Genomic DNA, 11,954 nt, shown 5'->3' with positions numbered 1-11,954 from the left:
GACGGCGCCGCGTGGATGCGGCGCCGGAAGGAGACGGGATCGTGACGGGCGCGCCGCGCGGCGCGCCCGGGGCGAGAGGCAGGTCGCGACTCAGGCGCCGGCCTCGAGCTGGGCGACCTTGTCCATCACCAGCTTCTCCAGGTCGCGCTTGTACTGCGCCACCCGCTCGCGGATCTCGGGGTCGGACGCGCCGAGGATCTGCGCCGCGAGCAGCCCCGCGTTCTTCGCCCCGTTGATCGCCACCGTCGCCACCGGCACCCCGGCGGGCATCTGCACGATCGACAGCAGCGAGTCCTCGCCCGACAGGGTCGAGGTCTTCACCGGCACCCCGATCACCGGCAACGGCGTCAGCGAGGCGGCCATGCCCGGCAGGTGTGCCGCGCCGCCGGCACCGGCGATGATCACCTGCAGCCCGCGCGCGACGGCCTGCTCGGCGTACTCGTAGAGCCGACGCGGGGTGCGGTGGGCCGAGACGATGGTCATCTCGTAGGGGATGCCGAGACCGGCCAGGCTGTTGGCCGCCTCCTGCATCACCGGCAGGTCCGAATCGCTGCCCATGATGATGCCGACTCGCGCGCGCGCGCGTTCCTGAACCTGGCTCATGCCTGCTCCTCCCCGGTGATCTCGATCAGCTCGCGTACCCGCAGCGCCTTCTCGCGCGCCTGTTCGATGTCGGTATCGAGCACGGTGACATGGCCCATCTTGCGAAACGGCGAGGTGGTGGCCTTGCCGTAGAGGTGCACGCACACGCCCGGGATGGCGAGGGCCTCGGCCATCCCCCGGATCACCGGCCGGCCACGATAGCCGGGCGCGCCGAGCAGATTGATCATCGCCGCCGGCACCAGCTGGTCGGTCGAGCCGAGCGGCAGCCCCACCACCGCGCGCAGATGCTGCTCGAACTGGTCGGTGACGCAGGCCTCGATGGTGTGATGGCCGGAGTTGTGGGTGCGCGGCGCCACCTCGTTGACCAGCAGCGAGCCGTCCTCGGCGAGGAACATCTCGACACCGAACACCCCGACGCCGCCGAGCGCCTCGACCGTGCGCACCGCCAGGGCGCGCGCCGCCTCGGCCTCGCTGTCGTCGATCGCCGCCGGGGCGAGCAGCATGTCGAGCACGTTCTCGCCGGCGCGGAAGCACATCTCCACCGGCGGGTAGCAACGGCAGGCGCCGTCGCGACCACGCGCCACCAGCACCGCGACCTCCTTGCGCGCCGGCACGAAGCGCTCGACCAGCGAGGGCACCGGCAGGTGACGGTCGAAGTCCTCCGGACGCTTGATGATCGACACCCCGCGCCCGTCGTAACCACCGCGTCGCGCCTTCTGCACCAGCGGATAGCCGAAAGCGGCGAAGGCCTCGGGCGTGGGCTCGGGCATCGGCACGAAGGGCGCGGTGGGAATCCCCGCCGCCTCCAGCGCCTGCTTCTGGGTGAGCTTGTCCTGGATCAGCGCCAGCACCCCCGGCGCCGGATAGATCGCATGCCCCTCCTGCTCGAGTTCGACCAGGGTCTCGGTGCCGATGTCCTCGATGTCGAAGGTGAGCACGTCGCAGGCATCGGCCAGCTCGCGCAGCTTGGCCGGATCATGATAGTGACCGACGATCTGCTGACCGGCGATCTGCGCCGCGGGCGAACCCGGCTGCGGATCGAGCACCACGCAGGTGCAGCCGATCCGCTTGGCGGCCTTGGCCATCATGCGGCCGAGCTGGCCACCACCGATGATGCCGATACGGGCAATGGGTAAGGAAAATCGATCCATAGTGCAATGATCGGGGATGTGGAAGAAATTGGAAAACCCTAAAGAATACAGGGGAGTAGTCAGGACAGCGCGTGGACGTATCGGCTGGGTCGGGCGACGGTCGCGGGGACGCTGAGACGACATGGTATCGGCTGCGCCCGCGAGTCTCCAGTCTTACCTTCCGTGCAAAACCTCGCGCCCGAGACGTCTGCGGATGCCAACAAGCCTCAATCTCGCCGAAAAACGGGGGGCCGACTTGTCGTAACGGCTGGCAGGTCGTCGACAGGGCTTGAGTCCTGCCAACGGGCGCTCGGTGGCGTTGCGATCGCGGGATTTGCGAAACGTCCGCAGGCAGCCAGCCGCAGCGGCGCTTACGCCCTCTTCTTGTCCGCCGCCAGCGCCGAGGCGCATGGCACGGACCGGCATCGAGTCGATCATCCAGGTCTCCCGCCCGATCCCCCGGTCTCGGGTTACCGGAGGTGCAACCGCTCCAGGCCCTTGGGCAAGGTGTCGCCCCACGCCAGCCACGCCATGCCGCCACCGGGCACAGCCCCGAAAGAGACCCTTGAGCGAAGAGACCCTTGAGCATCGGGCGAGCGCACCGGCGCCGCTGGCTGCAATCAACGCCCTGGGCTTCAAACCTGTGCGATCGAGCCCCCCGTCAGAAACAAGGATCGCCAAACAGACGCAGGACGAAAACCCCTTACTGGACAAGAGACTGGAACTCGCCGCGGGCCTTGAGCTTGGTCATGAACAGCGAAGCGCCAAACTCAGTCCAGTGCAGTTGGTCAAAATACGAAAACTTGTTGTTTTCATAGAATGGACATCCGCCAGCACAGAAAACCTCTTCGGTGTCGATAAAGTCGACACCCAGACGACCTGCCATGCTCCTTGCATAATCCGTTTCTTCCGGTCTCAACCATCTCTTCTCGTTGAGCGATGCGTTCATCAAGGGCAACGATCTTTGCCCCTTGGTGATCGCATTGATGGATAGCCATGTCTCTCCGATCAATGGCTTCGGACCGAAAAAGACAACCTTTATCTCAGGATTCAGAGCCTTTATTTCCGCGACGGCCTGGCGATAGAATGCTTCCGCATCTTCCGGCTCGCCGGCCATTTGCCAGTGAGCGGCATAGACAAAGATTTCAGCGTCCTGTATCTCCGGCGAAGAGATCATCGTCGCAAAGTTCTGACGACACGACTCCGCGTTCTTTTCAGCCCCCCACTTCGGCATCATGAAGGCGGCGCACTCAAAGCTGGTCTGATAGATCTTCAGACCAAAACGATCGTCGTTCGCCAATGCCTTGTAGATATCGAATGCCTGACTATCCCCGAAGATCAGTATATTCGTCGCATCGTCACGGAAACCGCTGCCCGAAATCTCCGACCAATACTGCTCCCGCTCCTGCTTTATCGCCTGCTCATCCATCGCAAGATTGGAATTCAGCCTGAATCCAAACCCGTTACCCAGGTAGGTGGCAAGCCCAACCAGGCCAATGCCCGACATGGCGAACACCAGCACCAGGATCTTCTTTCCACCGACCCTGGAGCGAACCCTTTTCTCGACGAACTGGTAGGTCAACCATGCCAACAGGAAGGCCCCGGCGACACCGAGCAGCCGGGTCGCCACGGCAGGCGAGCCGTCCTCGAGGATATAACCGAAGGAAAGGATCGGCCAATGCCACAGATAAAGCGGATAGCTGATCAGGCCGACCCACACGAAGAGTCGGCTTGAAAGCACTTTCTCGTTGACCCATGCCTGAGGCCCGGCAGCGATTATCAAGACGGCGCCAAGCACAGGGAACAGCGCCCAATAACCCGGAAACTCGGATCGTTCGTTGATTTGTGTTACGGCAACGATCAAAAACAGCACGCCAACCAAGGAAAAAACATTGGCCTTGTTTAGAAATGCCTTGCCCTTGCCCGTCTCGACGGCATTGCTGACCGGCTCGGCATACAATTTCAGCCAGGCCAGCAGGCTCCCGGCAAGCAGCTCCCAAAAGCGGGTCAGCGGAAGGTAAAAAGCGGCTTCCTCGTTGTTTTTTGTCGTGACGATACCGAGAGAGAAAGACACGACAAGCACGCCAACGATCAGCCAGGCAAGGCTTAACCCCTTTCGCCATGCCAGCATGACCAGCAGGGGCCAGAAGATATAGAACTGTTCCTCGACACCCAGGCTCCACAAGTGCAGCAAGGGCTTTAGTTCGGCGGCACTATCGAAATATCCCGACTCCGTAAACAGAACGATGTTGGAGATAAAGGCAGCACCAGAGGCAATATGCTTGCCCAGCTGCTCGTACTCGTTCTCCAGCAAGAAATACCAGCCAAAGAGATAACTCGAGAGCAGCACCAGGAAAAGCGCCGGAAAGATCCGCTTCACCCGCCTGCCATAGAAATCGGACAGACTGAAAGCACCGGCATCAACGCTCTTGAATATGATCGAGGAGATAAGAAAGCCGGAGATCACAAAGAAAACGTCAACGCCAACGAAGCCACCCCTCAAATGGCTGGGAAAGGCGTGAAAAAGAACGACAAAAAGAACGGCGACAGCCCGGAGCCCGTCGATATCTGGACGATATGCGGGATGACAGCCAGAATCTTTACTTGGACGCTTTTCTTTTTCCATCAAAAACAACCTGCCCCCTGCCTGAAAAGCAGGAAGCACAAATCATGAATATTCGAAAAGCGAAAGGATCTTCACTTCCCAACAAGAGGCATGGCCGTCAACGCTCACACGAGCCCTTGAGCCTTTTCAAAAGCCGCAAGGTCTTCCCGAGCCCGCTCTTCAACCACGACGGTAGTCTCGGACTGCTCGCGACCTTGATGAGCGAATACTTGAAAAAGGCATACGCGGCCATTTTATAGGTCGACTGAGGGTTGATGTAGATGGCTTCTTTTGCCAGTTGTCTGGGCCCCGCCTCGAACAGGACCTGTCCTCTTGCCACCGGCGCCACCGGAAGGAGCCTGTGGTAATCCGCCACCATCCCGTCCAGGGTGCGCGGCGGAGTCTGTTCGAGCCGGCCACGCACCCTGGAGAGACCCTCCCTGTCGTCATCGAGAGCGCGCATCAGTTCGACAACCGCCCCGGCATCCAGGTCACACAGAAAACCGGTTTCACCATGATCGATGCGATCGACAAAACTCCCCACTCGGGTGGCAACGACAGGTATGCCATAGTGCTGCAGCTCGCCAAGCGTGTAGGAAAAGGTTTCCGGGACCAGAGAACAGAGCAAGCCGACATGCGGGCGCAAGGCGGAAAGCTCGGCCTGAATCTCTCCCCGGGCATAGTGCTCGACGAGATGAACGCCGGGAATGCTGGAGAACACATGGCCGCTGACACCACAGCCGATCAGATAGATGTCCGCAAACCGAGCCAAGGCAGGCAGGACCTGCTCGAGCAGCTTCAAGCCCTTCGCCTCACTCAGTTTTCCCGGAATCACAACACGCAACCGCCCCGCATCCTCTCCCGCGAGCGATGGGCTGGGCGACAACCCCAAGCCGTGCGGAATGACATGGGCAGGCAGGGACTCGAGCTGAGGCATCTGGGTACGCCATCGCTCGAGCACGGAACGGACCGGCGTGACCAGCGTGACGGGGTTGTCCTGCAAGACCCCGACAAAGGCTGCACGCAACGCCTCCCAGTCCTCCGGGGCGCGACTGGTAAAGAATTGATGGCCAGGATTATCCTTCATGCACGCCCGAAGCCTTTCGCCATCACAGCTGGCGCAGACATCGTTGAACCGGGAATACAGCGCGATACAGAAAGGATAATGGTCATGAGCAACCAGCAAGGTCGGGAGGCCGGTGCGAAAGACATCGAGCGAGTGACCGATCAGCGAAGAGACGATAACGCCCTGGACCTGATACTCCGAGAGGATCTCGCGCAGGACGGCGCGATAATCCAGGTTGGCCAGTGCCGTCTCCGTGATTGGCGTGGTCAGTGACCAGACACGGAGCGGCGGCATCGCACTGTAGCTGCTGTAAAGCTCGAGACGCTGCCCGAACTCACCCCAGGACCCGATCGACTTCAAGACCAGGTTGACTCGACTCGAATCACCCGCGATGAAATCATCCACCCAGTGACCGAGCCCGCCCCCCCAGCTATGAGCGATATGCAGCTGAACCGGCTGCGATGAACGGACGGCTGCGGAATCGATGGCTGGCGCATGCCCCTCGTCAAGCCTGGTACGCAGCCATCCGAGCAGCTTGCTGGATTTCGACGCAGACTCGATGTAGGCCGAGAGCGCGCTTGACTCACCCAGGCCTCGCTGTTTGGCAGTCAGCAAATTCAGCGCGACCAAGCTGACGAGACCGGCGCGCTCGAGACAAACGACCGGGTCCAGGTCCCTGTCTGCCGCCCGTAGAGCGGACAGCCCTTGCGCGGTCAAGTAACAGCACTGGGGGAACAGGATGGGAAGCTGTAGGTGTTGCGTTGCGCCGAGCGCCGCAACCAGCCGGTCGTTGTCCAGCCACGCGGTCATGGCGGCCGCATCGACCGCGCCCGTTGAACTCGATCCACGCGCGGAGAGACCAGCGCCGTCATCGAGGGGCGGCACCCCCATGCAAAGCGGAGAAATGCAGCCGATCAGGGCGTCGTCCTTGGCGATGGAACGCAGCCGCGTATCCCACCCGGGCGGCACCAGGAAGCCGGCGCCGACAACCATCACCTCGCTGACCGAGGCCGGCAGCGTGCTCAGGATGTCGGAGAGACCGTTGCTGACCTGCGGGTGGATCTCGATGCGATCATCGCGCGCGAGATCCAGGCCGACCCGGCTGGAAAGCTCGCTGCAAAACGCCTGCTCTTCCCGCTCGCTCATCCCCCGGCTAAACCCAGGCAGATAGAGTCGAATCCCGGTCGCGTAGGCAGTATTCGACAACAGCAGGCGCAGGCTCTCGACCAGACAGTCATCCCGCACCGTCAAGCCTGTTGTCGCAGGGCCCCCATCAAAGCAAAGCACGCGTTCCACGGTAGCATCAGCGCCGGAGCAACCGGGCACCTCGACTCACCAGACGGGCCAGCTTCCAGCTACGTGAATGCTTGATGCGACGCAGCTCATCGAGCGCCTCGCTCAACTGTGCCCGCAGCGCCTCGGCGGGAAGCTCGTCGAAGTCCGTTGGTGCCGGACCATTGACACGGAACCAGTCGTAATAGGACTGATGGAGGTCTGAGGTGTCGAATGGATCGGGGAAGGCGTCCTGCAGATCCTGACGGTTGCGATAGACGATCCTCTGCAGCTTGGTGATCGTCTCCCCGTTGCTGTAGCAGGCAAACTTGCACGGCAGCTTGCCGAGCGCGTCCTGACCGTTCTTGCGACACTCCTCGATATACCAGTCGCGCAGCTTGAAGAGCACCGGGCTGGATTTCCCGTAACGCTTCAGCATGGCCTCCTGGGCGCCGCTGTCGAACCCGGAGAAGTGATAGAAGCTCAAGGGCTGGCCATTGATCTCGATGCCGTCCTCGATCGACCCCGTTGCCTGTCGGTGGCTGATGTTCCAGGTTGCGACATTGTATTGAGGATCACGCAGGATCAGCACGTCCTCGAAGAAGCCGGGCGCCAGATCGACCCACCGCTGATCGGTGAACAGTCCGTTGGGGATATCGTCATAACAGAAGTCCACCAGCCGCGCCGCCCACCAGTCGAGAAAACGCCGTCCCTCGCTGCTGGCGGTGTTGACGCCGACGAACCCCAGATTGTAGATCCCGTGCTTCAGGGCACTGATCTCGTTGTCGAGAATCCCCTGCAGATCCTCCTCCGGGGCGGTCAGGTGAGGCGTCAGGGCGACGCTGTGCCCGGCAAGCTTGCCGCTGAGTTCATCCAGACCACCGAAAACAACCATGTCGGGGTCGAAATAGAAGACCTGCGCCGCATCATGCCGTCGTGCGATCTCCTGTGCCGCCAGGCCTTTCACTGCGGTGCAAAGCTCCACCACGCTGTGCTTGAACACCCAGGCATTGACATCGGCGACCGGCAGATCCTCGATCTGCAGCACACTATCGAACGGCTCCGCCGCCAGATCGAAACCGCTGGGCGGCGTGTCGCTGAGCATCAAGTGGAAACCAGCATCGGGGCAGACCCGCTTGATCGACGAAGCCAGCACGCGAGCCTTCGGCAGATAGTTGCTCGTAATGCTGGTAAAGCAGTGAGGCGATGATTTCATTTTTTACGCAGAATCCTCGTATAACGCCAACTACGGCTGGCATGAATGGCGGCCAACTCCGCCTTGTGCGCGGCCAGGGCCGTCTCGCGCTCTGCCAGTTTGGCCTTCAGCAAGGCCACTTCTTGCTGGCGAGTGCTCGACTCCAGGTCGAGCGCATCACGCAGCAGGGCCACGTCAGCCTCGCGATCGCGCACGAAGCGCTCGACGCGTTGCTCACCCAGCTCCCGCCAATGGCGACGCAGATGGCGATGATTGCGGTGCATGGCTGCCAGCAGCGCGCGCGGGACACCGAAGCGCTCGCGGAGTATCCCTCGCTGCATGCGCTCGATCTCCGCGCCACCGCGCAGCGCGCCCGACAAAATCGTATTGGCGCCGTGAAGGCGATAATCGAACAGGGGCTCGTCGATCAGATAGGTGAATCGCTCCGGCGCCTCGAGCGCGGCCCGCAGCGCGAACTCCCAGTCGACGACATAGCGATACTCCCTGAGACCGCCGATGCGATCCAGCAGCGCGCGCCTGAAAAAGAAGTTGGAGGTCGAGGCCGTATAGTTGCCGTACAGCAAGCCGGCCACGGGGCCATCGGCCCTCGCGTACTGACGGAACCCTTCGATCATCGTATTGAACCAGTGCCCGGGGTCGCTCACGACGCCCCCGTCCTGGTCGATCAGGCGCAAATCGCTGACCAGGAAGTCGTACCCCTCCCCCGCCACCGCGAGCAGACGCTCGAGACGATCCGGGTGATAGCGGTCGTCGGAATTCAGGATGGCGACCCACTCCCCGCGGGCCATCGACAGCCCGCGGTTGATCGTCGCATGCGAACCGGCGTTGTCCTGGCGCAGCAGCCGGGCGCGCGGATCATTGGCCAGGGCACGCTCGGCAACCGCCGCCGTGTCATCCGGCGAGCCGTCATCGATGACGATCAGCTCGAGGTCATCGAAGCTCTGCCGCAGCACACTGTCGATGGCCTCGGCGATGAACGCCTGATGACGGTAGGCCGGAATCACGACACTGACAGATGGGGTCTTGCTCATGATTCCTCTCTGTTGAAAACGGCAGTCATCATCACTCATCCCCCTTTCGCCGCAAGCCGCTCACCCGCCGCACCAGCCGGCGCAGCGGTGCGGTCATGGTCCAGGATCGGGAGGACTGGATGTCCCGCAGTGCGGCCTCGGCCGAGGCATGTCGCGACTGGCTCAGGTCGAGCGCCTGGTTGACCGACGCCAGCTCGGCGCGCTGACGTGCGACAACATCCTGCAGCGTCTCGACGTCGCGCTGGAGCTGGTGGCAGATGGCAACATGGCGCTGCCAGAAGAGATCCGTCTCGCCGGTGAGACGCAGATACGCGGAGAGTTCCGGGGCGCCCGCGGCCACGGGCTCGCCGGGCGCAAGCGCCCGATGAAGGATCTCCAGGGCCAGCGCGCGATGAGCCGGCGTCCCGATCGCCAGGGCGGTCCAGGCCAGGCGCAGGCGCGGCGACGGCTCGTCTTGCGGCTGCGCCGGATGCGGCAGCGGAGACACATGACCGTCGAGACCGTCGGTCAGATAGTGACGCAAGACCTGCAACCGCTCCCAGGGCTCGCGAGCAAGCACCTCGGGACGCGCGGCGCTGGCATTGCGCTCGCCGTCGAGGATGCGGAAGTCGACCAGCTGCGCGTCGAGGATATGGATCTCGTAATGCGCGCAGAGCCGCACCCACATGTCCAGATCGGGCAACTGGGCCAGACGCGGGTCATAACAGCCGACATGGTCGTAGCATGAGCGCCGGATCAGGACCGAGGGGTGACACAGACAGTTTCCGGCATGAAAGAAGTGATCCAGCCATGCCTGACGAGAACGGTTCGCCTCCTCGAAGATCAGATAGTCCTTGTGTCCCGCGTCGGTGAAGGGCGCGCCGCGTTCGTCGATCAGGCGCGGCTTGGCAAACACCGCGCCGCACTCGGGGTGGCGCTCGAGAAACGCCACCTGAAGCGCCAGCTTGTCCGCTCGCCAGCGATCATCGGAGTTGAGCACGGCGACGAACTCGCCGCGCGCCCGCGCGATGGCATCGTTGACCGCGATGCAGGCCCCCTGATTGACGGCAAAGCCGTGAAAGCGGATGCGTCGATCCGAGGCGGCAAGCTCGCGGAGGATATCGGCGGTACCGTCATGGGAGCCGTCGTCGGTGACGACCAGCTCCCAATCGGTGAAGGTCTGGGCCTGCACGCTCTCGATGCATTCACGCACAAAGGCGGCATGGTTATATGCAGCGACAACAACGCTGACTCGTGGACTACTCATGATCGATCCATCTCTGTACTCGGCGCCAAGGCCTGCCTATCCTGCCCGCGGCGGCCAGGACTCCATGTCCTATCGCGGCGCGTCCTCGCCAAGCAACGCCGCCTCCAGTCGCAGCAGCTCGCGCGAGCGCTCCTTGACGCGCCGCGCCGGGCGACCGGCATAGACGCCGAACGCCGCGCAGCGCTTGGTGACCAGACTGAGCGCGCCGACCGCCACGCCCTCCTCCAGCGTCACCCCGGGCAGGATCACGCTCCCGGCACCGACGATCGCATGCCGTCCGAGCCTCACCTCGCCGTGGGCAACGGCCCGATAGCAATCGGGCACCGTCGGATTGGTCAGCGCGGCGCCGGAGTAATCATCGCTGCTCGAATACACCGACACCCGCGAGGACAGACCGCTGAAGTCCTCCAGACTGATCCGCGCCGCGCCGATCAGGGTACAGCCGACGGCAAGATGCACATGGCTGCCGATCGCGATGCCTCCGGCACCCGCCGACACCACGCAGAAGTCATCGATGCGCACCGCATCGCCCAGGGTGATGCGCGATGCGCCATAGAACACCGCACGCTCGGAGATCTCGACGTCACGACCGACGCCGGCGAACCCCAGCGCCTCGACCTCGGCACGCTCAAGCATCGCCATCGCCGGCCTCCCGCAAGACCGCGATCACGCGCGCCTGATCCTCCGCCTCGAGATCCGGGTAGAGCGGCAGACAGAGCACCTGTTCGGCCGCGCGCACCGCGTTCGGCAACAGGTCGGGCTGCGCCGATGGCAGCCCCCGGTACATCGGGAACGCCGAGATCAGCGGATAGAAATAACGCCGGGCATGGATGTCTCGCGCCTTGAAGCGCTGGTACAGGGCATCGCGATCGATGGGGTACGCCGACTCCACCATGATCGGGAAATAGGCATGATTCGCCCCCTCCGGCACCGGGTCCGGGTGACAGCGCAGTCCGGGGATCTCGTCGATGGCCGCGCGATAGATCCGCGCCAGCTCCGCGCGACGCGCCAGCGCGGCATCGACGTGCTCGAGCTGCAACAGGCCGAGTGCCGCGCAGAACTCGTTCATCTTGCCGTTGATGCCGGGGGCCACCACCGTCACCTCGTCGACGAAGCCGAAATTCTTCAGCCGATCGATACGCTGCTTGGTGCGCGCGTCCGGGCAGATGATCGCCCCGCCCTCGAAGGTGTTGAAGACCTTGGTGGCGTGGAAGCTCAACACCGACAGGTCGCCATGATCCACCAGACTGCGCCCCCCCACCCTGGCCCCGAAGGCATGCGCGGCATCATAGATCACCCTCAGGTTGTAGGTGTCGGCGATGCGCTCGATCGCATCCAGATCGCACGGATGGCCATAGACGTGCACCGCCAGGATCGCCGTGGTCTGCGGCGTGATCGCCGCCTCAATGCGCGCCGGGTCCAGGTTCAGCGTCACCGGATCGACATCGACGAACACCGGCTTGATCCCGTTCCACAACAGCGAGTGCGCCGTCGCCACGAACGAGTAAGGCGTGGTGATCACCTCCCCGGTGATGCGCAGCGCCTGCAGGGCCGTGATCAGCGCCAGCGTGCCGTTGGCGAACAGCGCCAGATGCTCGACCCCCAGGTACTCGCCCAGCGCGGCCTCGAAGCGCGCGTGGAAGGGACCTGCGTTGGTCAGCATCCGCGCATCCCAGATCTGCTCCAGATAGGGCATGAACTCCCGCAGCGGCGGAAGGGCGGGTTGCGTCACATAGAGGGGTCTGGAGGAGGACATGAGTGCCGATCAGCAGAGGTTAACGGAGA

The 11,954-nt window shown here is 63.1% G+C and carries 9 protein-coding genes; all 9 read right to left on the bottom strand.

Translation table 11 applies throughout. From position 1 onward, the window contains the following. Positions 1-90: 90 nt before the first annotated feature. The gene (gene purE, locus ACAM26_RS04190) at positions 91-603 is read right to left on the bottom strand and encodes a 5-(carboxyamino)imidazole ribonucleotide mutase (RefSeq protein WP_123139268.1); all 513 of its coding nucleotides are present in this window, start codon (positions 601-603) and stop codon (positions 91-93) included. After that, entirely contained in the window at positions 600-1,754 is a 1,155-nt protein-coding gene (gene purK / locus ACAM26_RS04185) for a 5-(carboxyamino)imidazole ribonucleotide synthase (protein WP_132228111.1), read from the bottom strand. Before purK ends, purE begins: the two co-directional genes overlap by 4 nt. Positions 1,755-2,436: 682 nt before the next feature. After that, positions 2,437-4,359: an acyltransferase family protein gene (locus tag ACAM26_RS04180; RefSeq protein ID WP_369613173.1), complete on the bottom strand. Its 1,923-nt coding sequence runs from the start codon at positions 4,357-4,359 to the stop codon at positions 2,437-2,439. A 97-nt stretch (positions 4,360-4,456) separates the two neighbouring features. Continuing rightward, entirely contained in the window at positions 4,457-6,700 is a 2,244-nt protein-coding gene (locus tag ACAM26_RS04175; RefSeq protein ID WP_369613172.1) for a glycosyltransferase, read from the bottom strand. 7 nt (positions 6,701-6,707) lie between these two features. After that, positions 6,708-7,892 carry a glycosyl transferase gene (locus ACAM26_RS04170; RefSeq protein WP_123142882.1) on the bottom strand — a complete coding sequence of 395 codons (1,185 nt, stop codon included), beginning with the start codon at positions 7,890-7,892 and terminating at the stop codon, positions 6,708-6,710. Further along, positions 7,889-8,923, bottom strand: coding sequence for a glycosyltransferase (locus ACAM26_RS04165; protein WP_123139263.1), 1,035 nt, complete (start codon positions 8,921-8,923; stop codon positions 7,889-7,891). Before ACAM26_RS04165 ends, ACAM26_RS04170 begins: the two co-directional genes overlap by 4 nt. A 31-nt stretch (positions 8,924-8,954) precedes the next feature. Beyond that, a complete protein-coding gene (locus ACAM26_RS04160) occupies positions 8,955-10,169 on the bottom strand; it encodes a glycosyltransferase family 2 protein (protein ID WP_369613171.1) in 1,215 nt (404 codons plus the stop codon). Between the two features lie 69 nt (positions 10,170-10,238). After that, entirely contained in the window at positions 10,239-10,811 is a 573-nt protein-coding gene (locus ACAM26_RS04155; protein WP_234526893.1) for an acyltransferase, read from the bottom strand. Further along, complete coding sequence (locus ACAM26_RS04150; protein WP_062274952.1) at positions 10,798-11,925, bottom strand: DegT/DnrJ/EryC1/StrS aminotransferase family protein; 1,128 nt, start codon at positions 11,923-11,925, stop codon at positions 10,798-10,800. The genes ACAM26_RS04155 and ACAM26_RS04150 overlap by 14 nt, the downstream gene beginning before the upstream one ends. Positions 11,926-11,954: the final 29 nt, after the last annotated feature.

The sequence above is a fragment of the Marichromatium sp. PS1 genome (genome assembly GCF_041155115.1).
GTDB lineage: Bacteria > Pseudomonadota > Gammaproteobacteria > Chromatiales > Chromatiaceae > Marichromatium > Marichromatium gracile.
The sequence above is the reverse complement of the archived record's forward strand: the minus strand, read 5'-3'. Positions and strand labels throughout refer to the sequence as shown.

Coding starts and splice junctions, on each gene's coding strand:
- purE (WP_123139268.1), bottom strand. CDS start 603: ATGAGCCAGGTTCAGGAACGCGCGCGCGCGCGAGTCGGCATCATCATG.
- purK (WP_132228111.1), bottom strand. CDS start 1,754: ATGGATCGATTTTCCTTACCCATTGCCCGTATCGGCATCATCGGTGGT.
- ACAM26_RS04180 (WP_369613173.1), bottom strand. CDS start 4,359: ATGGAAAAAGAAAAGCGTCCAAGTAAAGATTCTGGCTGTCATCCCGCA.
- ACAM26_RS04170 (WP_123142882.1), bottom strand. CDS start 7,892: ATGAAATCATCGCCTCACTGCTTTACCAGCATTACGAGCAACTATCTG.
- ACAM26_RS04165 (WP_123139263.1), bottom strand. CDS start 8,923: ATGAGCAAGACCCCATCTGTCAGTGTCGTGATTCCGGCCTACCGTCAT.
- ACAM26_RS04160 (WP_369613171.1), bottom strand. CDS start 10,169: ATGAGTAGTCCACGAGTCAGCGTTGTTGTCGCTGCATATAACCATGCC.
- ACAM26_RS04155 (WP_234526893.1), bottom strand. CDS start 10,811: ATGGCGATGCTTGAGCGTGCCGAGGTCGAGGCGCTGGGGTTCGCCGGC.
- ACAM26_RS04150 (WP_062274952.1), bottom strand. CDS start 11,925: ATGTCCTCCTCCAGACCCCTCTATGTGACGCAACCCGCCCTTCCGCCG.